Source organism: Massilia hydrophila, from assembly GCF_020208145.1.
Classification (GTDB): domain Bacteria; phylum Pseudomonadota; class Gammaproteobacteria; order Burkholderiales; family Burkholderiaceae_D; genus Telluria; species Telluria hydrophila.
Genome location: NZ_JAHYBX010000001.1, coordinates 25,243 through 47,034 on the forward strand (window position 1 = coordinate 25,243; position 21,792 = coordinate 47,034).

At 64.8% G+C, this 21,792-nt stretch carries 19 protein-coding genes and 1 tRNA gene; 14 read left to right on the forward strand and 6 right to left on the reverse strand.

The window, feature by feature from the left end; genetic code table 11:
- The first annotated feature begins 150 nt into the window (after nt 1-150).
- The 4 genes from LE190_RS00125 (at nt 151) to LE190_RS00140 (ending at nt 2,145) form a co-directional block, all read left to right on the forward strand.
- On the forward strand, nt 151-675 hold the full coding sequence (locus LE190_RS00125) for a methylated-DNA--[protein]-cysteine S-methyltransferase (protein ID WP_225236819.1): 525 nt from the start codon (nt 151-153) through the stop codon (nt 673-675).
- Nucleotides 648-1,553: a site-specific tyrosine recombinase XerD gene (gene xerD / locus LE190_RS00130; protein ID WP_225236820.1), complete on the forward strand. Its 906-nt coding sequence runs from the start codon at nt 648-650 to the stop codon at nt 1,551-1,553. The genes LE190_RS00125 and xerD overlap by 28 nt, the downstream gene beginning before the upstream one ends.
- A 79-nt stretch (nt 1,554-1,632) precedes the next feature.
- Nucleotides 1,633-1,806, forward strand: a complete 174-nt coding sequence (locus LE190_RS00135) for a hypothetical protein (protein ID WP_225236821.1) — start codon at nt 1,633-1,635, stop codon at nt 1,804-1,806.
- Between the two features lie 168 nt (nt 1,807-1,974).
- Nucleotides 1,975-2,145 carry a hypothetical protein gene (locus LE190_RS00140; protein ID WP_225236822.1) on the forward strand — a complete coding sequence of 57 codons (171 nt, stop codon included), beginning with the start codon at nt 1,975-1,977 and terminating at the stop codon, nt 2,143-2,145.
- On the opposite strand, the gene LE190_RS00145 is transcribed toward LE190_RS00140, so the two are convergent.
- Nucleotides 2,142-2,546 (reverse strand): hypothetical protein, encoded by a 405-nt coding sequence (locus LE190_RS00145; protein WP_225236823.1) that lies wholly within the window; start codon nt 2,544-2,546, stop codon nt 2,142-2,144. The genes LE190_RS00140 and LE190_RS00145 overlap by 4 nt on opposite strands.
- Nucleotides 2,547-2,639: 93 nt before the next feature.
- Nucleotides 2,640-3,614: an endonuclease/exonuclease/phosphatase family protein gene (locus LE190_RS00150; protein ID WP_225236824.1), complete on the reverse strand. Its 975-nt coding sequence runs from the start codon at nt 3,612-3,614 to the stop codon at nt 2,640-2,642.
- A gap of 38 nt (nt 3,615-3,652) precedes the next feature.
- Here LE190_RS00150 and LE190_RS00155 point away from each other — a divergent pair, with 38 nt between their 5' ends.
- The 3 genes from LE190_RS00155 (at nt 3,653) to LE190_RS00165 (ending at nt 5,650) form a co-directional block, all read left to right on the forward strand.
- The gene (locus LE190_RS00155) at nt 3,653-4,144 is read left to right on the forward strand and encodes an aminoacyl-tRNA deacylase (RefSeq protein ID WP_225238017.1); all 492 of its coding nucleotides are present in this window, start codon (nt 3,653-3,655) and stop codon (nt 4,142-4,144) included.
- Between the two features lie 94 nt (nt 4,145-4,238).
- Entirely contained in the window at nt 4,239-4,859 is a 621-nt protein-coding gene (gene plsY, locus LE190_RS00160; RefSeq protein WP_225236825.1) for a glycerol-3-phosphate 1-O-acyltransferase PlsY, read from the forward strand.
- A 125-nt stretch (nt 4,860-4,984) separates the two neighbouring features.
- Nucleotides 4,985-5,650, forward strand: coding sequence for a DsbA family oxidoreductase (locus tag LE190_RS00165; RefSeq protein ID WP_225236826.1), 666 nt, complete (start codon nt 4,985-4,987; stop codon nt 5,648-5,650).
- 15 nt (nt 5,651-5,665) lie between these two features.
- Here LE190_RS00165 and LE190_RS00170 read toward each other — a convergent pair whose 3' ends face one another.
- From LE190_RS00170 to LE190_RS00180, 3 genes are all read right to left on the reverse strand, one after another.
- A complete protein-coding gene (locus LE190_RS00170; RefSeq protein WP_225236827.1) occupies nt 5,666-6,511 on the reverse strand; it encodes an endonuclease/exonuclease/phosphatase family protein in 846 nt (281 codons plus the stop codon).
- 122 nt (nt 6,512-6,633) lie between these two features.
- A complete protein-coding gene (gene tsaD / locus LE190_RS00175) occupies nt 6,634-7,674 on the reverse strand; it encodes a tRNA (adenosine(37)-N6)-threonylcarbamoyltransferase complex transferase subunit TsaD (protein WP_225236828.1) in 1,041 nt (346 codons plus the stop codon).
- A 184-nt stretch (nt 7,675-7,858) separates the two neighbouring features.
- Nucleotides 7,859-8,917: a 3-deoxy-7-phosphoheptulonate synthase gene (locus LE190_RS00180; protein WP_225238018.1), complete on the reverse strand. Its 1,059-nt coding sequence runs from the start codon at nt 8,915-8,917 to the stop codon at nt 7,859-7,861.
- 111 nt (nt 8,918-9,028) lie between these two features.
- Between LE190_RS00180 and ybiB the strand changes: the two genes are divergently transcribed.
- The 7 genes from ybiB to LE190_RS00215 all read left to right on the forward strand — a co-directional run bounded on the left by ybiB (nt 9,029) and on the right by LE190_RS00215 (nt 16,953).
- Nucleotides 9,029-9,988, forward strand: coding sequence for a DNA-binding protein YbiB (gene ybiB / locus LE190_RS00185; RefSeq protein WP_225236829.1), 960 nt, complete (start codon nt 9,029-9,031; stop codon nt 9,986-9,988).
- A gap of 96 nt (nt 9,989-10,084) precedes the next feature.
- Complete coding sequence (locus LE190_RS00190) at nt 10,085-11,302, forward strand: BaiN/RdsA family NAD(P)/FAD-dependent oxidoreductase (protein WP_225236830.1); 1,218 nt, start codon at nt 10,085-10,087, stop codon at nt 11,300-11,302.
- Between the two features lie 97 nt (nt 11,303-11,399).
- Nucleotides 11,400-11,612: a 30S ribosomal protein S21 gene (gene rpsU, locus LE190_RS00195; protein WP_005665410.1), complete on the forward strand. Its 213-nt coding sequence runs from the start codon at nt 11,400-11,402 to the stop codon at nt 11,610-11,612.
- 138 nt (nt 11,613-11,750) lie between these two features.
- The gene (locus tag LE190_RS00200) at nt 11,751-12,200 is read left to right on the forward strand and encodes a GatB/YqeY domain-containing protein (RefSeq protein WP_225236831.1); all 450 of its coding nucleotides are present in this window, start codon (nt 11,751-11,753) and stop codon (nt 12,198-12,200) included.
- Between the two features lie 252 nt (nt 12,201-12,452).
- Nucleotides 12,453-14,249: a DNA primase gene (gene dnaG, locus LE190_RS00205; RefSeq protein WP_225236832.1), complete on the forward strand. Its 1,797-nt coding sequence runs from the start codon at nt 12,453-12,455 to the stop codon at nt 14,247-14,249.
- A gap of 301 nt (nt 14,250-14,550) precedes the next feature.
- Nucleotides 14,551-16,743, forward strand: coding sequence for an RNA polymerase sigma factor RpoD (gene rpoD, locus LE190_RS00210; protein ID WP_439847451.1), 2,193 nt, complete (start codon nt 14,551-14,553; stop codon nt 16,741-16,743).
- A 131-nt stretch (nt 16,744-16,874) separates the two neighbouring features.
- Nucleotides 16,875-16,953: transfer RNA gene (locus LE190_RS00215), tRNA-Ile, on the forward strand.
- A 66-nt stretch (nt 16,954-17,019) separates the two neighbouring features.
- Here LE190_RS00215 and LE190_RS00220 read toward each other — a convergent pair.
- Nucleotides 17,020-21,657: an Ig-like domain-containing protein gene (locus LE190_RS00220; protein ID WP_225236834.1), complete on the reverse strand. Its 4,638-nt coding sequence runs from the start codon at nt 21,655-21,657 to the stop codon at nt 17,020-17,022.
- Nucleotides 21,658-21,792 lie beyond the last annotated feature (135 nt).

Below are 21,792 nucleotides of genomic sequence, written 5' to 3' on the forward strand. Positions count from 1 at the left end.
TCGAGGAGACGCACGTTTTACAGAAGCCGTTGGCACCGCTAAATGGCCGGGAACGTGACCCATATTGAAGCGCACCGCGGTGCGCTTTTTTTTCGTCCGCCGCCGTCGCCGGGACTGGCGACGCGCCATGCGAGCGGTTAAGATGCGGGGATGAAGACCGACCAGGCAAGCACTCTGTTCAACGCGATCGTTCCCGCGGCATTCGGCGCGATCGGCATCCGCAGCGCCGACGGCCGCCTGCGCGAACTGGTCTACCTGCCGCCCGCGTTCGCGGAAAAAGCCGCCGACTGCGCGGCGGCCGAGCTGGCTGCGCGCCAGGTCGCCCACTACCTGGCGGATCCGGACTTCCGCTTCGACCTGCCGCTGTACGAGGCCGGCACCGCCTTCCAGCGCCGGGTATGGGAAGCGATCGGCGCCATCCCGCGCGGCAGCGTCAAGACCTACGGCCAACTGGCCAAGCTGATCGGCTCGGCCCCGCGCGCGGTGGGCCAGGCCTGCGGCGCCAATCCTTTCCCCCTGATCAATCCCTGCCACCGCGTGACCGCTGCGGGCGGCCTGGGCGGCTTCTCCAACCAGGACGACGAGAACGGCTTCCACCTGTCCGTCAAGCGCTGGCTGCTGCGCCACGAAGGCGCCACCGCATCGCCATGGCAGCAGCAAGCGATCTGGGACTGATCGACGAGTTCTGCGACACCCTCTGGCTGGAGCAGGGGCTGGCCAGGAATTCGCTCGATGCCTACCGCCGCGACCTGAAACTGTTCGCCGGCTGGCTGGCCGCCAGGCGGCCGGGGCGCAGCGGCCTGCTGGCGGTGCAGCCGGAAGACATTGCCGCCTATTTCGCCGAGCGCCACGCCGATACACGGCCGAGCTCGGCCAACCGGCGGCTGTCGGTGCTCAAGCGCTTCTACGGCCTGGCCCTGCGCCGCAGCCAGATCGACCAGGACCCCTGTCTCAAGATGGCCTCCGCGCGCCAGCCGCTGCGCTTCGTGCATACGCTGAGCGAGGCCCAGGTGGAGGCGCTGCTGGCCGCGCCGGACGTCTCCACCCCGCTCGGCCTGCGCGAACGCACCATGCTCGAGCTGATGTATGCGAGCGGCTTGCGGGTGTCGGAACTGGTGGCGCTCAAGCTGGTCGAAGTCAGCCTCAACGACGGCGTGCTGCGCATTACCGGCAAGGGCAGCAAGACCCGCCTGGTCCCTTTCGGACAGGAAGCGCGCCTGTGGCTGGAGCGCTACCTGAAGGATGCGCGCGGCATCATCCTCAACGGCCAGGTCGACGACGCCCTGTTCGTCACCGGACGGGGCGGTGCGATGACGCGCCAGATGTTCTGGATCCTGATCAAGAAACACGCGCAAAAGGCCGGCATCCAGGGGCCGCTGTCGCCACACACGCTGCGCCACGCGTTCGCGACCCATCTACTGAATCACGGCGCCGACCTGCGCGTGGTACAACTGTTGCTGGGACACGCGGACATTTCCACGACCCAGATCTACACGCATGTTGCGCGCGAACGCCTGAAGCACCTGCACGCCCAGCATCACCCGCGTGGTTAAGGCAAGCCGCGGCGCCGGCAGTCGGCCATAATGGCGCAGCACAGGGTAGCACCATCCCATCCACAGCAACGAGGTGAACATGGCACGAACCAATTTCCAATACGAAAAGCGGCAACGCGAGCTCGAGAAGAAGCGCAAGGCGGAAGAAAAAGCCCGGCGCAAGCAGGAAGCCAAGCGCGAGACGCCCGAGGGCGGGCTGGACGAAGAGGCCGGCACCGGCCAGGACGAGCCGGTCCCGCAGGACGCCGCCTGAGGCAGGCGCCGGCGGGCCGGCCGGAATGCTTCGCGCGCGGGCTCCGTCCTGGAAGCAGGGTGGAGCTCCTTGCGCATGTTGTTAACATAAGGATCGCGCGCCGGCCGCGCCAGCCGGATGCGACGGGCGGCATGGCGGCAGGCCTGGAATGCGCTGGAGCGCGACGAAATGCGGGGTGCGATCGTCGGCGCCACGCTGGCCAGGCTGCCCTGGGGCGAAGGAGAGGGCGGGGGCTACGACGGCATCTGGTTCCGGCGCGACGGCCATGATCGCTGGCAGGGCGAACTGCCGGCACTGCGCAAGCGCCGCTGCCGCCATGATGGCGGTGGCCGGGCCTAGAGCCGTACCGGCACCGGCCAGTCCGCTGCCACCAGCCGCGCGATGCGCCTGGCCATCCAGCGCGCCAGTCCCACCTGCACCAGCGGCACCAGCGGGACGAACAGGAGCATGGCGGGGAAGGGCAGCGACATGCCGAGCACGAGCGGGGCCAGCGCGTAGGCCAGGACCAGCATGCCCAGCAGGACGAGCACGAGCAGGATGAAGGCGGCGCTGGTGCCGACTGCCCAGTTGGCCTTGTTGACGATTTCCAGTTGCAGTCCGGGGGGCAGGGCCGCCATGTCGCGGTTGCGGTAGATGGGCGGCACCGGCACGCCGGACGGATCGGTGACCCCGAACCTGCTGGCGCGGGCCTGGTCGAGCAGTTCCTCGGCAATACGGCTGATGGCGGCCTTCGATAACATCTGCTTCTCCGTCACGGACTGGAACAGCAGTGTAGCGAAGCAGACTGCGCAGTAATGCGCGAAATGTCACGATCGGTGGGAAATCCCGCCTTTTCAGTCCAGCCTTCCGCTGGAAGCCACCGCCTGCGGATACAGGCGCAGGCGCGCCAGCACCTGGCCGTGGTCCGAGGCCTCCGGCAGGCCCAGGTCGAGGTGGTCGTTGAGGTAGACCACGTCCGCCACCTCGCCGATCGCATCGGGCAGCACCGGGTTGAATTCCTGCGACACCAGGATGTGGTCGATGGTCGAGTGCCGGCTCTCGTGGACGATCGAGAAGCCGACATTGCGCAGCTTATCCTGGTGCATGTGCAGGCGCGCCGCATCGAACATGCGTTCGCCCAGCGGCGCGCCTTCGCCCAGCACGATCTCGGTGGTGACCGAATCGGCGACATCGTTGAAGTCTCCCAGCACGATGCGCGGACGCTGTTTGTCGCGCGCCATGTCGGTGAGCAGCACGCGCAGCGCGGTCGCCTCGGTGCCGCGCCGGATCAGCGAGCGCAGGCAGGCCAGCGCGTACAGGTTCGGGTCTTCGCCGGTGTCGCTGCTGCGGTAGTCGGGGCGGCGCGATTTCAGGTGCACGACGATGACATCCACCACGATGCCCGGCGCCAGTTCGACTTCCGCATGCAGCGGCGCGCGCGTGAAGCGGTCCGGATCGCGGCTGCCGGGCGGCATCGCCACGTTCTCGGGAAACATCGACAGCGCACGGCCATGGCTCAGCACCGGCAGGCGCGAGACCAGGGCCACGCTCGGGGTCAGGCGCGGCGCTTCCGGGTCGGGGTCGAAGCCCAGGTGCACGGCGTCGCGGTAGCGGCGGGTGCGGGCCAGCACGTCGCGCAAGGTGGCTTGGGAAAAGATCTCCTGAAAACCGATGACGTCGGCATTGAGCAGGTCGACCTGGCGCGCCGTCCATTCCAGCTTGGCGTCGTATTCCTCGGGCGTGCAGGGCGCGAGGTTCTCGTAGCAGCGCATGCCGGGTGGGGCCAGGTTGAAGGTATTGAAGGTGGCAAAGCGAATTTCTTGCTGCATAATAGAAACCCCTTATGTTCGTCTTTAGCGTACCACGCATGGCCAAGAAAGAGCACGTTTCTGAGACCCCCGCGACCCAGTTCCTGCGCAAGCATGGCGTGGTCTTCAGCGAGCATCCCTACGAGTATGAAGAGCATGGCGGCACCGCCGTGTCCTCGCTCGCACTCGGGGTGCCCGAGCACGATGTCGTCAAGACCCTGGTGATGCAGGACGAGGCGGCCAGGCCCCTGATCGTGCTGATGCACGGCGACTGCAAGGTCTCGACCAAGAACCTGGCGCGCGCGATTCCCTGCAAGTCGGTGGAACCGTGCAAGCCGGACGTGGCGCAGCGCCATTCGGGCTATTTGGTTGGCGGCACCTCGCCCTTCGGCATTCGCAAGGCGATGCCGGTCTATGTGGAAGCCTCGGTGCTGGCCCTGGACAAGATCTATATCAATGGCGGCCGTCGCGGCTACCTGGTGGGGATCGCGCCCGCCGTGCTGACCGAGGTGCTCGGTGCGCGGCCGGTGCAGTGCGCCCTTGCCGAGTAATGTCCGCCACATGCGAATTGCCAAAATGCATCGGCGCTGTGTATAGTCCGAGCGCCCGGCCTCCATACCGACCAGAACAACGCCTGAGAGAGACATGAACACCCTGATCGCCACCATCGCCGCCTACCTGGTCGGCTCGATTTCCTTCGCCGTCGTGATGAGCCGCGCCTTCGGCCTGTCCGACCCGCGCACCTATGGGTCGAAGAACCCGGGCGCGACCAATGTGCTGCGCAGCGGCAGCAAGAAGGCCGCGATCGCGACCCTGGTCGGCGACGCCGCCAAGGGCTGGCTGGCGGTCTGGCTGGCGGTCCACTTCGGGCCGCAGTTCGGCCTGGAAGAGGGCGGCATTGCGCTGGTCGCCATCGCCGTCTTCCTGGGCCACCTGTGGCCGGTGTTCTTCAGGTTCGTGGGTGGCAAGGGCGTGGCGACCGCGCTCGGCGTGCTGCTCGGGATTAACGTCTGGCTGGGGCTGGCGACGCTGGCCACCTGGCTGATCGTGGCCTATGCCTTCCGCTATTCCTCGCTGGCGGCGCTGGTGGCTGCCGTGTTCGCTCCCTTCTATTATGGACTGCTGTTCGGCGCCGACGAGATCCTGTTCGCGGTGGCGGCGATGAGCATCCTGCTGCTCTACCGCCATGGCAACAACATCGCCAACCTGATGGCCGGCAAGGAATCGAAGATCGGCAGCAAGGCGGCCGCGGCCAAGAAGAAGTAGGCGCAGCAGGCCAACAACGATGCGCGCCACGGCAGGCGGCGCATCGCGTTACCATATCGCCACCGGGCACCGTGGTGCCGCAATCACGAGAGCGTGAACAGCGCGAACAGGAAAGGTGGCAGCTCATGAGCAAGCATTTCAGAATCGATTTCGTATCGGACGTCTCGTGCCCCTGGTGCGCGATCGGCCTCAGCTCGCTCGAGCTGGCGCTGGCGCGCGTCAAGGGCGAGCTCGAGGCCGACCTGCACTTCCAGCCCTTCGAGCTGAACCCGGACATGGGGCCGGACGGCCAGGACATCGTCGAGCACATCACCGAGAAATATGGGGCGACCATCGAGCAGCAGGCCAACAGCCGCGAAATGATCCGCCAGCGCGGGCGCGATGTCGGCTTCACCTTCGACATGGAAAGACGCGGGCGCATCTACAACACCTTCGACGCCCACCGCCTGCTGTCCTGGGCCGAGGAAGAAGGGCGCCAGCGCGACCTCAAGATGGCCTTGTTCGAAGCGTATTTCACCAACTGCGAAGATCCCAGCAAGCACGAGGTGCTGCTGCGCGCCGCCGAGCGCGCGGGCCTGGACCGGGAGCGCGCCGCCGCCATCCTGGGCAGCGACGCGTATGCCGACGAGGTGCGTGAGCGCGAGCAGTTCTTCCAGCGCGCCGGCATCCATTCGGTACCGGCCGTCATCATCAACCAGCGCCACCTGATCTCGGGCGGCCAGCCGCCGGAAGTGTTCGAGCGGGCGCTGCGCGACATCGCGGCGCAGCCCGAGGCGCCCGCGCAGCAGTAGTTCCCGGCGAGGGGCTCAGCGCAGTTCCAGCAGCACCGGCTGGTGGTCCGAGGCGGCCGTCTCGGACTGCACCTCGACCGTCGCCACGCGCGGCGCCAGGTCTTCGGTGACGAAGAAATGGTCGTAGCATTCCGGCCGCTCGGGCCAGGGATAGCCGTGCAGGCCGGTGGTCGGCGCGCGCGCCACGCTCCCGTGCGCGACCCGCCAGGCGTCGAGGAAGGCCGGTGCGTTTTCCTCGAAAGGCGCCAGCAGTGCACGGTAGTGCTCGTCGTCCGGCACCAGCTTGAAGTCGCCGCACAGGATGGCGGAGGCCGGGCGGAAGCCCAGCTGGTAGGGTGCATCCAGGTTCGGGTCGGGCTGGAAGATGCGTGCCCGCGCGCAGGCTTCCGCATGCAGCTCGCGGATGCGGCGCACCTGGGCCATGCGCTGCAGCGGCGAGTAGTATTCGAGCTGGGTGGTCATCAGGCGCAGCTTGCCGCTGGGTGCGTCGATCACGGTTTCCAGCATCCCGCGCGGCATGCCGGCCGGATGGCCGGGATCGGCCGGCCAGGGCAGCAGGTGGCGGTGCACCTGGGAGATGCGGTATTTCGAGAGGATCAGGTTGCCGAACAGGCGCGGCGAGTTGTTCTTGTAGAGTTCACTCGGAGCATGCTCCATCATGTGGTAGCCGCCGAACGCGCCGCCCAGCTGCTTGAACTGGTTGGCGCTGGCGCTGCCATCGAGTTCCGGATGGTTCGCCGCCACTTCCTGCAAGCACACGACGTCCGGGTTCAGGCGGCGCAGGACGTCGATGATCGCGTGGATGCGGATCCGTCCATCCTTGCCGCAACCCCAGTGAATATTCCAACTTACAACACGCATTGCATCCGCTCCTTCGTACTCAACCGCCGGAGTTTGCCACCGTTTGGCAAGCGGCGGTCACACGGTAGGATCGATGTCAGGCTTGCAAGTTCAATGCGCCAGGCATGGATGCATGCGTGGTTTCAAGCGGCTTCCAGCTCGTCCAGCGGCCAGCGCGGACGCACGTTGAACGCATAGTCGCGCTGCGCCAACTCCGGGTTGCGCTCGAGGCGCATGGCGCCGGCGAAGGCGATCATGGCACCGTTGTCGGTGCAGAATTCCAGTTCCGGATAGTACACCTTGAAGCGGCGCCGGGCGGCGGCCGCGTTCAGGGATGCACGCAACTGGCGGTTTGCGCCGACGCCGCCGGCGATCACCAGGCGCGTGAGGCCGGTGTGCTTCAGCGCGTTCACGCACTTGGCGGTGAGCACCTCGACGATGGCGTCGACGAAGCCGCGCGCGATGTTGGCCTTGTCCTGCTCGCAGATGTTGGCTACCACCTGCTCTTCGTGGTTCCTGACCACGGTGAGCACGGCCGTCTTCAGGCCCGAGAAGCTGAAATTGAAATCCTTCGAGTGCAGCATCGGGCGCGGCAGGGTATACGCGGCGGGGTCGCCGAACTCGGCCAGGCGCGAGATGGCGGGACCGCCCGGGTAGCCCAGGCCCAGCAGCTTGGCCGACTTGTCGAAGGCTTCGCCGGCGGCGTCGTCGAGCGTCTCGCCGAGCAGGGTATAGCGGCCGACGCCATCCACCCGCATCAGCTGGGTGTGGCCGCCCGAGACCAGCAGGGCGAGGAAGGGAAAGTCCGGACGCTCGCTGGCCAGCAGCGGGGAAAGCAGGTGACCCTCGAGGTGGTGTACGCCCAGCACCGGCTTGTCGAGCGCCAGCGCGAGCGAGCAGGCGACCGAGGAGCCGACCAGCAGCGCGCCGGCCAGGCCCGGGCCCTGGGTGTAGGCGACGGCGTCGATCGCATCCATCGGGATGGCGGCGCGCTTCAGCACCTCGTCCAGCAGTGGCAGGGCGCGGCGGATGTGGTCGCGCGAGGCGAGTTCCGGCACCACGCCGCCGTACTCTTCGTGCATGGCCACCTGCGAGTGCAGGGCATGGGACAGCAGGCCGCGCTCGGTGTCGTACAGAGCCAGGCCGGTTTCATCGCAGGAGGATTCGACGCCGAGGACAATCATGGGGGGAAGAGAGAGGTAGAGCGGAATCCGCCATTGTACCGTAGGGTGGGCGGATTCTCCGCCCACGCGGTGATCGCTAACGGATCCGGTTTCGTGCCGGATGATCTTGCTGATAACGATGACCGCGTGGGCGGGAAGACCCGCCCACCCTACGCCACGTCACGCATGGCCGATGCGGCGAAGCTTACGGCCGCTGCAACAGCTCCCGGTGCGCCGCCCGCAACATCTGCGCCGTTTCTTCCCACCCGATGCAGCCATCGGTCACCGAGCAGCCATACTTCAGCTGCGACAGATCCGCCGGGATCTCCTGCGCGCCGCTGACGATGTTCGATTCGATCATCACCCCCACCAGCGAGCGGTTGCCATGCCGGATCTGCTGGATCACGTCCGACATCACCAGGGGTTGCAGGTCAGGCTTCTTGTAGCTGTTCGCATGCGAACAGTCCACCACCAGATTGGCCGGCAGGCCCGCCTTCTTCAGCGCTCCTTCGGCGATCGCCACCGAGACCGAATCGTAGTTCGGCCGCCCGCCGCCGCCGCGCAGCACCACGTGACCGTAGGCGTTGCCGCTGGTGCGCACGATCGCGACATTGCCCTGGCCGTTGATGCCGAGGAAGGCATGCGGCTTGGACGAGGACAGCACCGCATTGACCGCGATGCTCACGTCCCCGTCGGTGCCGTTCTTGAAGCCGACGGGGGTCGACAGGCCGGACGACATCTCGCGGTGGGTCTGCGACTCGGTGGTGCGCGCGCCGATCGCGGTCCAGGCGATCAGGTCGCCCAGGTACTGTGGCGAGATCGGGTCCAGCGCCTCGGTGGCGGTGGGCAGGCCCAGCTCGCATACGTCGAGCAGGAAGCGGCGCGCGCGCTCCATGCCGACGTCGACCCGGAACGAGTCGTCCATGAACGGGTCGTTGATATAGCCCTTCCAGCCGGTGGTCGTGCGCGGCTTCTCGAAATACACGCGCATTACCAGCACCATCGTGTCGGCCACTTCCGCCTGCAGCGCCTTGAGCCGGCGTGCATAGTCCAGCCCGGCTTCGGGATCGTGGATCGAGCAGGGTCCGACCACGACGAACAGGCGCTTGTCCTTGCGGTCGAGGATGTTGCGCAGCGTTTCGCGCCCGGCCATCACGGTGGCAAAGGCGCGCTCGCTCAGCGGCAGGGTGGCGTGGAGTTCGGTCGGCGTCGGCATCTGCGCGAACGAACTGACGTTGGTATTTTCAATGGCAGGCGTGTTGATCATGATGCTGTGATTTCTGGAGGGAACAAGCAGTGTAGTCCGAAAATGCTGCATCTGCACAAAGTCCGCCGATCGCGCACGCCCGGCACGGCGACGTTGTATGCTTGCGTCATGGACAAGCACACCGAAGCATTTGCCGCAGCCCCCTTCATCAAGGAAATCGGACGCGGCGTGAAAGGCGCGCGCAGCATGGCGCGCGACGATGCCCGCGCCCTGTATGCGGCCATGCTTGAAGGGCGGGTCTCCGACCTGGAGCTGGGCGCCATCCTGCTGGCGATGCGCATCAAGGGCGAGTCGGTGGAGGAGCTGGCCGGCTTCATGGATGCGGCGGAGCACTCGTTCGCGCCGCTGCCGGCGCCGCCCGGCCCGTTCGCGCCGGTCCTGATCCCGAGCTACAACGGCGCCCGCAAGCTGGCCAACCTGACGCCGCTGCTGGCCCTGCTGCTGGCGCGCGAAGGGGTGCCGGTGCTGGTGCATGGCGTGCGCAGCGACCCGGGCCGCATCACCACGGCCGAGATCCTGGCCGAGCTGGGCCTGGCCGAAGCCGGTTCCAGCGCCGAGGTGCTGGACGCCGCGGCCAGGGGGCGCCCCGCCTTCATGCCGATCGAGCGCCTGGCGCCGCAACTGGCGCGCATGCTGTCGCTGCGCCGCATCCTGGGCGTGCGCAATTCCACCCATACCCTGGTCAAGATCCTGCAACCGTTCGAGGGGCCGGCGCTGCGCCTGGTGTCCTATACCCATCCCGAGTACCTGGAAACCCTGGGCGCGTATTTCACGACGGCGGCCCCGCCCGCGCGCGGCGACGCCTTCCTGATGCGCGGCACCGAGGGCGAGACCGTCGCCCATCCGCACCGCGCGCCGCGCATCGACTGGTTTCATGCAGGCCAGCGCAGCGTGCTGGCCGAGCGCGAGGCGCCGACCGACCTGCTGGCCGAGGTGCCGGACGCGCGCGATGCCGCCACCACCGCCGCCTGGATCGCCGCCGCCCTGCGCGGCGAGGTGCCGGTGCCGGCCCCGATCGTGGCCCAGGTGGCGCATTGCGTGCAGGTGGCGCGCGCATTGCGCGGGTGAAGCTTGCCATGAGCCCGCCGCGCTAGCCGGCAACTTCATTCCCGGGCGCCAAGCGTATACAATGGCCGGTTTGGCGATTCGCGGACACGGCAGGGCATGGCAAAACAATACGACGTAGCAGTGATCGGCGCAGGCGCCGCCGGCATGATGTGCGCAGCGGTCGCGGCCCAGCGCGGCAAGCGCGTGGTGCTGCTCGACCACGCCACCCGGCTGGCCGAGAAGATCCGCATCTCCGGCGGCGGGCGCTGCAATTTCACCAACCTCAACGCCGGCCCGGCCAACTTCCTGTCGCAGAATCCGCACTTCTGCCGCAGCGCGCTGTCGCGCTACACGCCCCAGGATTTCCTTGGCCTCGTCAAGAAGCACCGTATCGCGTACCACGAGAAGCACAAGGGCCAGCTGTTCTGCGACGATTCATCCGAGCAGATCATCGGCATGCTGCGCGCCGAATGCGCCGCCGGCGACGTCGCCTGGCGCATGCCGTGCAAGGTCGGCGACATCGAGAAAACCGCAACGGGTTTTCGCATCGTGGCCGAAGGTGGGGACATCGACTGCGCGAGCGTGGTCGTGGCCACCGGCGGCCTGTCGATCCCGAAGATCGGCGCTACCGACCTCGGCTACCGCATCGCCCGGCAGTTCGACTTGCAGGTGGTCGAGCCGCGCCCGGGCCTGGTGCCATTGACCTTCGACGGGCCCAGCTGGGAAGCCTTTGCGCCGCTGGCCGGCATCGCGCTCGAAGTCGAGGTGAGCACGGGCGACCCCAAGGCGAAGGGCAAGGCCAGGGCCCAGCGCGGCCATTTCCGTGAAGACCTGCTGTTCACCCACCGCGGGCTGTCCGGACCGGCGATCCTGCAGATCTCGAGCTACTGGCAGCCGGGCACGCCGATCGTGCTGGACCTGTTGCCGGACATGGACATGGCCGAGGAATTGATCGCCTCCAAGAACACGGTCAAGAAACAGCTGGGCAATGTGCTGGCCCAGTGGCTGCCGGCGCGCCTGGCCGAGGGCCTGCTGCGCGCCAATGGCTTCGCGCCGGATGCGCGCCTGGCCGACATGGCCGATGCGAAACTGCGCAAGCTGGGCGACGCCATCAACCGCTGGGGCATTACCCCGACCGGTTCGGAAGGCTATAAGAAGGCCGAGGTGACGCTGGGCGGCGTGGACACGCGCGAGCTGTCGCAGCAGAGCATGATGGCGAACAAGGTGCCGGGCCTGTACTTCATCGGCGAGACGGTGGACGTGACCGGCTGGCTGGGCGGCTACAACTTCCAGTGGGCCTGGGCGTCGGGCTATGCGGCCGGGCAAAGTGTGTAGGCTGTGGCAATTGCGGAACACCTTGCTAAAAGCTTCCACTGATCCGGAAATGATGCTACACTTTCGTTCTTCCTAAATCCAACGGTTTCATTTTTACATGACCACTATCCGCCTTAAAGAAAACGAGCCGTTCGAAGTCGCTATGCGTCGCTTCAAGCGCACTATCGAAAAAACCGGTCTGCTGACCGAACTGCGCGCTCGCGAGTTCTACGAGAAGCCGACTGCAGAGCGCAAGCGCAAGCTGGCCGCCGCAGTGAAGCGTCACTACAAGCGCATCCGCAGCCAGCAGCTGCCGAAGAAGCTGTACTAATCCGACTGCATCTCGGCTTGGTCCGGTGACAGGATTGTCCCGGCGAGCCGCTGAGCGTCCGCAAGCCCGCTCCGGTTTTACCGCGGCGGGTTTTGTCGTTCATACCTTTATCATTTACCTCTACCGGACGGAGAATCCATGAGCCTGAAAGCACAACTTACCGAGGACATGAAGGCCGCGATGCGCGCCAAGGAAAGCGCCCGCCTGGCCACGATCCGCCTGATCCTGGCCGACATCAAGCGCAAGGAAGTCGACGAGCAGATCGAGCTGGACGATACCCAGACCCTGGCCATCGTCGAGAAGATGATCAAGCAGCGCAAGGATTCGATCACCCAGTTCGAAGCCGGCGGCCGCGTCGACCTGGCCGAGATCGAGAAGGGCGAGCTGGCGATCCTGTCGGCCTATATGCCGGCCGGGCTGTCGGACGAGGAAATCGCGGCCGAAGTGACTGCGGCCGTGGCCGCCACTGGCGCTGCCGGTCCGCAGGATATGGGCAAGGTGATGGGCGTGCTCAAGCCGAAGCTGGCGGGGCGTGCGGACATGACCGTGGTGTCGGGGCTGGTCAAGAAGGCGCTCAGCGGCAGCTGATCGGATTCGCCCGGGCCGCCTGACCGCGTGGGCAAGAACTTGCCGACCCTACAAAGGCGGTTACGTAGGGTGGGCGGGGTAACTCCGGGCAATGCCCGGAATGACGAACGGCCACGCGGTCAGGCAGCTTGCAAGCGGCCGCGCCGTGCGTCCCTACAAGCGACCTCATCCAAACGGATGCCTTGTCATAAATCAATTTGCAGGCACCGCTGCGGTATAGTCTGAGTTGAGACAAACACTGAGTACCTCCTAGTGATTCCGCAATCCTTCATTACCGATTTGCTCAACCGTGTCGACATCGTCGACATTGTCGGCCGCTACGTCCAGCTGAAAAAGGGCGGCGCCAACTACATGGGCCTGTGCCCGTTCCACAACGAAAAATCCCCCAGCTTCACGGTCAGCCCGACCAAGCAGTTCTACCACTGCTTCGGCTGCGGCGCCCACGGCACGGCGATCGGCTTCCTGATCGAATACTCCGGCATGGGCTTCGTCGATGCCGTCAAGGACCTGGCGCAGAACGTCGGCATGGTGGTGCCGGACAACGACGACAAGATCCCGCCCCAGCAGCGCGCCGCCCAGCAGGCCCAGTCGCTGGCCATGACGGATGCGTTGACCCAGGCCTGCGCCTACTACCGCGCCCAGCTGCGCGAAGCGCCGAACGCCATCGCCTACCTGAAGAAGCGCGGCCTGACCGGCGAAGTGGCGGCCCGTTTCGGCATGGGCTACGCCCCGTCCGGCTGGGACAACCTGCGTTCGGTCTTCCCCGACTACGACGCGCTGGCCCTGGTCGAATCCGGCCTCGTGATCGACAAGGTCGACGAGGACGGCAACAACAAGAAGCGCTACGACCGTTTCCGCGAGCGCATCATGTTCCCGATCCGTAATACCAAGGGCCAGGTGATCGGCTTCGGCGGCCGCGTGCTCGACAGCGGCGAACCGAAATACCTGAACTCGCCGGAAACCCCGCTGTTCCAGAAAGGCCTGGAACTGTACGGCCTGTTCGAGGCAAGGCAAAGCATCCGCGATGCCGGCTACGTGCTGGTGACGGAAGGGTATATGGACGTCGTTGCCCTGGCCCAGCTCGGTTTCCCGCAGGCCGTGGCAACGCTCGGCACCGCCTGCACCAGCACCCACGTGCAAAAGCTGCTGCGCCAGACCGACAACGTGATCTTCAGCTTCGACGGCGACAAGGCCGGGCGCCGCGCCGCGCGCCGCGCGCTGGAAGCCTGCCTGCCGCAAGTAAGCGACAACAAGACCATCAAGTTCCTGTTCCTGCCCCAGGAGCACGATCCGGACAGCTTCGTGCGCGAACGCGGCTTTGAAGCCTTCGAGCAGGAAATCCAGGATGCGATGCCGCTGTCGCAATTCCTGCTGCGCGAGGTCACGCTTGAACACGATCTCGGCACGCCGGAGGGCAGGGCGCACGCCCAGTTCGAGGCCAAGCCGCTGCTGCAGGCGATGGCGCCATCCGCGCTGCGCCTGCAGATCGTGCGCGGCCTGGCCAGCCTGACCGAATCGACGCCGGCCGAGATCGAATCGCTGTTCGAACTGTCCAAGCCGGTGTCCGTGGTGCGCCGGGCTCCGCCGCGCCAGGGACGTCCGAAACCGGTAGGGCTGGAGCTGCAGATGCTGCGCATCCTGGTCTCGCACCCGCCGCTGGCGCTGCTGCTCGACGACGCGGCCCAGGCCTCGTTCGACCACTTCGGCCAGGAAGCAGCCGATGCCCTGCGCCACCTGGTGCAGATGGCCCAGGCCCTGGGAGAATTTGGCAGCTTCGCCGCCCTGTCCCAGCAGCTCAAGGAAGTGACGGGAGAATACGACAGTTTAATTGCAGAAATTGCTTCGGAACCGGAGACGGACCTTGAGGCAGATCGTATCTGGCTGTTAAGCGCTGTGCGCCAAATCAAGATGGACGCGTTAAAACAAGAACTTAACCAGTTGTTTTCTTCCGGGCTGACCCCAGATCAGGTAAGTACTCGCTATCGCGAAATCGTTGCCCAGCAGGACCTCCTGGCCCGGGAAGCAGCTGCGGAAATGACATCCCGCTAAACAATCACAATCTGATGCCGACGGCCACAAATGTGGCCATTTGTGCAACTTGGAAAAATAGGGGTGCGTGCTATAATAAAACGCTAACTATTGCAACTGTTGAAACCATTTTTCGTTTCAATCGGCGCGTGGAGTTTCAGTTAGCGAGGCAACATTGCTTTGCCTGCAGGGTGATGTAAAGTAACAAAAAACTTTATCTTTAACCATCGTAAAGTTAGTCGTTGTGACTTCGAAAGCGCCTGTGCCAACCAAGAAACCCGAAACCAAAGTGGCTGCAAAGACCACCAGAGCGTCCGCCAAGGTGGACAAAGGCCAAGACCAGGCCGAGGTTCGTACGGCGAGCCCGGCACCGGTCAATGCGACGACCGATGCGGCCGCACTGGCCGCGATCGACACGTCCGGTTATGTCCTGCCTACCGTCAAGGTCCCTGGACGCCGTGGCCGCAAGCCCAAGGAATTCACGCCCGAGAACGATGAAATCGCCGCCCTGAACGCGGTCGAGCGCGCCGAACTGAAGGCTGCGGACAAGGCCAAGGCCAAGGACCGCAAGGCCAAGGAAAAAGCGCTGCTGAAAGACGCGTTCTCTTCGGACACCGAAGCGAGCGAGGAAGAGCTCGAGATCCGCCGCAACAAGCTCAAGGCCCTGATCAAGTCGGGCAAGGAGCGCGGCTTCCTGACCTATTCCGAGATCAACGACCACCTGCCGGAGAATATCGTCGATCCGGAAGCGATCGAAGGCATCATCGGCACCTTCAACGACATGGGCATCGCCGTCTACGAGCATGCCCCTGACGCGGAAACCCTGCTGCTGTCCGACGCGGTTCCGAACGTCACCAGCGACGACGAAGCCGAGGCGGCCGCCGAGGCGGCGCTGTCGACCGTCGACTCCGACTTCGGCCGCACCACCGACCCGGTGCGCATGTACATGCGCGAGATGGGTTCGGTCGAGCTGCTCACCCGCGAAGGCGAGATCGAGATCGCCAAGCGTATCGAAGACGGTCTGAAGGACATGATCCAGGCGATTTCCGCCTGCCCGGTGACGATCGCCGAGATCATCGACGCGGCCAACAAGATCGAGAAGGACGAGATCAAGATCGACGAGATCGTCGATGGCATGGTCGATCCGGAAGAAGAGGAGCAGACTTCGCCAAGCGCAGTCGCTCCAACCTCGACCGAGGACGAGGACGAGGACGAAGACGAAGAGGAAGAAGCCGAGGAAGAGGAAGAGGATACCTCGAGCGCTTCCGGCGCCGCCGGCTACTCGGCCGAGCAGCTCGAAGCCCTGAAGCAGGCCGCCCTCGGAAAGTTCGGCAACATCGCCGACCAGTTCGAAAAGATGCGCAAGGCCTTCGAGAAGGACGGCTACAACAGCAAGGCCTACGTCAAGGCGCAGGACGCGATCTCGAACGAGCTGCTGGGCATCCGCTTCACGGCCAAGGTGGTCGAGAAGCTGTGCGACACCCTGCGCGGCCAGGTCGACGAAGTGCGCCACATCGAGAAGCAGATCCTGGACGTGGCCGTGAACCGCTGCGGCATGCCGCGCGCCCACTTCATCAAGGTCTTCCCGGGCAACGAAACGAACCTCGACTGGGTCGATGGCGAAGTCGATGCGGGCCACGCCTATAGCGCCATCCTGGGCCGCAACATCCCGACCATCAAGGAACTGCAGCAACGCCTGATCGACCTGCAAGCGAGGGTCGTCCTGCCGCTGCCGGACCTGCGCAACATCAACCGGCAGATGGCCGCCGGCGAGATGAAGGCGCGCAAGGCCAAGCGCGAGATGACCGAGGCTAACCTGCGCCTGGTGATCTCGATCGCCAAGAAGTATACGAACCGCGGCCTGCAGTTCCTCGACCTGATCCAGGAAGGCAATATCGGCCTGATGAAGGCGGTGGACAAGTTCGAATACCGCCGCGGCTATAAATTCTCGACCTATGCGACCTGGTGGATTCGCCAGGCCATCACCCGCTCGATCGCGGACCAGGCGCGCACCATCCGTATTCCGGTGCACATGATCGAAACGATCAACAAGATGAACCGGATCTCGCGCCAGATCCTGCAGGAGACCGGGGCGGAACCGGATCCGGCCACCCTCGCCATCAAGATGGAGATGCCGGAAGATAAGATTCGCAAGATCATGAAGATCGCGAAGGAACCGATTTCGATGGAGACGCCGATCGGTGACGACGACGATTCGCACCTGGGCGATTTCATCGAGGACAACAACACGCTGGCGCCGTCGGATGCGGCCCTGCATGCCTCGATGCGCGGGGTGGTGAAGGACGTGTTGGATTCCTTGACGCCACGCGAAGCCAAGGTGTTGCGGATGCGCTTCGGGATCGAGATGTCGACCGACCACACGCTGGAAGAGGTGGGCAAGCAGTTCGACGTGACCCGCGAGCGGATTCGCCAGATCGAGGCGAAGGCGCTGCGCAAGCTGCGGCATCCGTCGCGCTCGGACAAGCTGAAGAGCTTCCTCGAGGGCAGCAGCTGATTTGCCCATGCTTGTCAGCTAAGCCTTGACGGCGCTGCACTAAACGCAATATCCTCTCGCCACTCTGCTTCAGCGGTACCGCGCTGCTGGAGCAGATGGCGAGATTCTTTCTAGCCATTGTCCCGATTTCTGGGCCTCTAGCTCATGCCTGGTTAGAGCAGCGGACTCATAATCCGTTGGTGCCCGGTTCGACTCCGGGGAGGCCTACCAGTACAAACATGTACGCTGACTGTTCCAACAAGGACTTGCCCCACATGGCGCAAGTCCTGTTTGTTGTCACATCGGACCAAACACCAAGGCCGCGGCTAATCCGTCAACGCTCTGCACACCGACCAGCACGACCGATCCACCCGGCATGCTGATGAGCAGATCGTTACCGGTGTCCGTTACATACTTGGCAATGAAGTCGTTCGCGTTCATGGTGGCGAGCATATTCGTGAAGAACAGCTTGTCGCCCTCCGCGAGCTTGAAGTCGGTGATCCGGTCATTGCCGGACTGTGCTTCGAACACGAACTTGTCGGCTCCGGCGCCGCCTGTCACGATGTCGTTGCCCTTGCCGCCAAACAGGAAGTCGCCATCGGTACCTCCGTCGAGCCTGTCGTCGCCACTGTCACCATACAGGTAGTCGATGCCGGCGCCGCCGGACAGCATGTCGTCGCCATTCCCACCGTACAGCGCGTCGCTGCCGCCGTGGCCGGACAGCGTATCGTTGCCGTTACCGCCCTGGAGCACGTCTTCCGCATTGGTATTGGTGTCGCCCGACAGCGTATCGTTGCCATTGCCTCCATTCAGGTTTTTCCCCTTGTCGTTGGTCGAGCCGGTGACGGTAAGCGTGACCGAATTGGTGCTACTCATGCCGCCTGCGTCCGTGGCCGTATAGACAAAGGTGGCCTTCATTTTTTGACCGGTCACCATCCAGTCCAGTTCCGCAGGTGGCGTCAGCGTGACAGTGCTGCCGTCGGCCGAAACAGTGGCCTTGACGGTGAGGCTGCTCAGGTTGACGACCGCGCGCGTGACCGGGTTGATCAGCTGCGTGGATGTGCTGCCTTCGTCCCAGGACAATACCGCCGAGCTCGTGTTCAGGGTCAGGGTGTGTGTATCGCCGGCGTCCGGGTCGGTGACGACATTACTTGCCTGGAAGCTGATCGGCGCGTTCTCGACGGTGCACAGGGGAACGACATTCGCGGTGGGGCCTTCGTTGACGTTGGTGACACCGAGGCTGACCGTCTGTATGGTCCTGTTGCCCGCGGCATCGGTCGCCCGCACGCCGAACTGGTAGGTATTCTTGGCCTCGAAATCGGGATTGTCCTTCAGGGTCACGGCGCCGGTCGCGCTGATGTCGAACCTGCCTGCATCGGCTCCTTCCAGGCTGAAGGTGAACGCGTGGGCATCCGTTGCCTGCGCTTGATACACCAGTTGGTTAGCGCCGGTGTTTTCGGCCACGCTCGCGCTCGCGCCGGAACTGAATAGCGGACCAGAGCGGTCGAGCGTGAAGCTGATCGATTCCGACTTGCTGTTGTGTGCGCCGTCGGTATCGGTCACCATGACGGTGTAGTCGCCGTCGGCCAGAGCGGCAGCGTCGTAGTTGCCCACTTGCGTGCCATTGACCGTGATGACGCGCGTGGCATCCATGTCGGGGCCGTTGAACGTCAGGCGCGCGTCATTGGTCAGCATGTCATTTGGCGCGCCGCTGTTGGTTGTCAGCGCCAAGGTTGGTGCGTTCAGTGTCGTATCGAGCGTGAAGCTGAGCAAAGTCGTCCTGGTGTTGCCGGCAGTGTCGGTGTCGGTCACGGTAACGGTATGCGCGCCGTCTTGCAGGGCGCTAGCATCGTAGTGGTCCACCGTGTTGCCGTTGACCTTGATGACGCGAACGGCATCGTTGTCCGGCTCGTTGAAGACCAAGCGTGCGTCATTGGTGAGGCCGTCACCTGAGGCGCCACTGTCGGCTGCGAGCGACAACGTCGGTGCGGTCAGGCTCCTGTCGAGCGTGAAGCTGAGCGAGGCGGTCTTGGTGTTGCCGGCGGCGTCCGTATCGGTCACGGTGACCGTATGTGAGCCATCTTCCAGCATGCTCGGATTGTATGCGTTCACCGCGTTGCCGTTGACCTTGATGACGCGAACGGCATCGTTGTCTGGAGTGTTGAAGACCAAGTTGGCGTCGTTGGTGAGGCCGTCACCGGGGGCGCCGCTGTCTGCCGCGAGCGCCACGGTCGGTGCGGACAGGCTCCTGTCGAGTGTGAAGCTGAGCGAGGTGGTCTTGGTATTGCCGGCAGCGTCCGTATCGGTCACGGTGACCGTATGCGCGCCATCGTCCAGGGTGGCAGGATTGTAGCCGTTCACCGTATTGCCATTGACTTTGATGACGCGAACGGCATCGTTGTCCGGCTCGTTGAAGACCAGACTTGCGTCGTTGGTGAGGCCGTCATCGGAGGCGCCACTGTCGGCCGCGAGCGCCACGGTCGGCGCGGTCAGGCTCCTGTCGAGCGTGAAGCTGAGCGAGGCGGTTTTGGTGTTGCCGGCAGCGTCCGTATCGGTCACGGTAACGATATTCGCACCCTCCTGCAGGGTGGCAGGATTGTATGCGTTCACCGTGTCGCCATTGACCTTGATGACGCGAACGGCATCGTTGTCCGGCTCGTTAAAGACCAGGCTGGCATCGTTGGTGAGGCCGTCACCCGGGGCACCACTGTCAGCCGCGAGTGCCACGGTCGGCGCGGTCAGGCTCCTGTCGAGCGTGAAGCTGAGCGAGGCGGTCTTGGTGTTGCCGGCGGCGTCCGTATCGGTCACGGTGACGGTATGCGCGCCATCCTCCAGGATGGCAGGATTGTATGCGTCCACCGTGTTGCCGTTGACCGTGATGACGCGAACGGCATCGTTGTCTGGAGCGTTGAAGACCAGGCTGGCATCGTTGGTCAGCAAATCATCCCCCGCCCCGCTGTTGGTCGCCAACATCAGGGTGGGTGCGCTCAGGCTCGTATCGACGGTGAGTGCCTGCGGCGCCGACGCCGCGCTGCTGTTGCCGGCGCGGTCGATGCTTCTTGCGGTGAAGCTGTAGCTGCCATCGGCCAGTTCCGCCGACGTGAAGGTATAGACGCCGCTTCCTGCCGCGGTCTGGGCCGCGGTGCCGACCATGACATTGCCCAGGTAGACCTCGACCCTGGTATCCGCTTCGGCGTTGATGGTGAGCGTCGGCCTCCTGTCACTGGTCAGGGTATCGGCACCCGAGCCGCTGCTGTCGGAGAAGCCGGTGATGCCCGGCGCTGCCGGCGGCGTCGCATCGATCGTGACGCTGAGCGTATTGGTCGGCGCGGTATTGCCCGCAATATCGGCAACGCGGGCGCGGAACAGGTAGCTGCCGTCGGCCAGGCCGGACTGCGCGGCCGAGGTGACACTGAACGCGCCGCCATTGCGCGAGACTTCGTACACGACGTTCGAGCCGGCTTCATTGCCCGCCAGCGTCAGGTTGAAAGCCGTATCGTTCGTGATGCCGTCGCCAGTGATGCCAGAATCGTTCAGGTTGCCAAAGGCGAGGGTGCCGGCCACTGCCGCGGTATCGAGTACATAGGCCTGGGACCGGACCGGACCGGCATTGCCTGCCAGGTCCTCGACCTTCAGTTGCATCGTATTGCTGCCTGCAAGGACAATGCCCGACAGCGAGAACGCGTTCTGGCCGATGACATTGGTAGCCGTCTGCCAGGTGGCGCCATTGTCGAGCGAGATCCTGACGACGTCGCCTGCGGCCGTCGGAGCACTCAGCGTACCGGTAATCGTCTGTGCCGGCGTGTTCGTGATGAAGTCGCCGGGCACGCCGGCGTCGCTGCTGAATCTCACCGTGGCAACCGTCGTGGCGGGCGCCGAAGTGTCCAGCGTATAGGCCCGTTCAGCGATCTTGTTATTGCCGTTCACGCCGCTCCAGAACTGGATCGTCTTGCCGGTCCCGGCAGCCAGCGTCACGTTGACCGAGAAGCTGCCGCTGCCCGAGTCCGCCGTATAGTCGACGTTCGCCAGGGTCCTGGTGTTGCCGGTCCCGTCGGTAGAAACATAGATCGTGGGCGTTGCGGCGTTCTGGGTCGAGGCGGTGAAATGGCCCGTGATCGTCTGGCTGGCGGTATTGGTCACGGCATCGGTGGAGGAGCGGCCCGTATCCGCCGACAGGGTGAAGTCGGTGATGCCGCTTGCGGTATCGAGTACCCTGTCGTACGCGGCGATATTCAGCGCCTCCGTTTCGATCTCGCCCGTACTTGCCTCCAGTGTCCAGTCGCCACCTGCCGCGCTGCCGCCGGTCAGGTTGGTCGATGCGGCCACGTCCACGCCGGTGGCCGAAGCCAGGGCCGCGATGAATTGCTGGCCGACGCTGCCGCTGGCGACGTCGCAGCCGTACAGCAGCAGGTCGGCACCGGCGCCCAGATGGCTGCCGATGGCGGCGAGCTGCGCCCCGTAGGTGGCCAGGGTGGCGGCGTTCAGGACCGTTGAGCCGAGCTGGACTTCGCCAGGTGCGCCATGCGATACCACGTCGACGCCGGCCAGGTCGGTGATGATGTCGATCGCGCCGACCTGGCCGGTATTGGCGGCCAGGAAATCATGGATCTGCGCGACGCCATCGCGCTCGGCGTCGAGCAGGACCACGGTCACATTCGGGGGCATGCCGGCAATGATGATCTCGATGCCGCTCACACCCGGGTCGATGAAGGCGACGCGCGGCGTGAACAGCCCGGTCACGCCGCTGCTCGGCGTGACGACGTTGATCGACTCGGCTTCATCGGCGTGCCCGGCGAGCCAGTCCTGGATCTGCGTGCCGTGTGGCGTGGTGTCGTCGAGCAGGATGACATGGACGCTTTGCGCGTCATAGTGGCTTGCGAGATCGGCGTAGTTGGAATAGGCGGTGTCGATGAAAACGGTGCGCGTGATGGCCATGGTGGAATCCCCTGTCGGTTGGACGTCTGTTGTCGTGATGGCGGGCTACGAAGAGACAGCGGATGTCCAGGCTTCGAGAAGCGGGCCGATCTGCGAGCCAGTGTAGGTATCGTCCGACAGCGAGTCATGAGACAG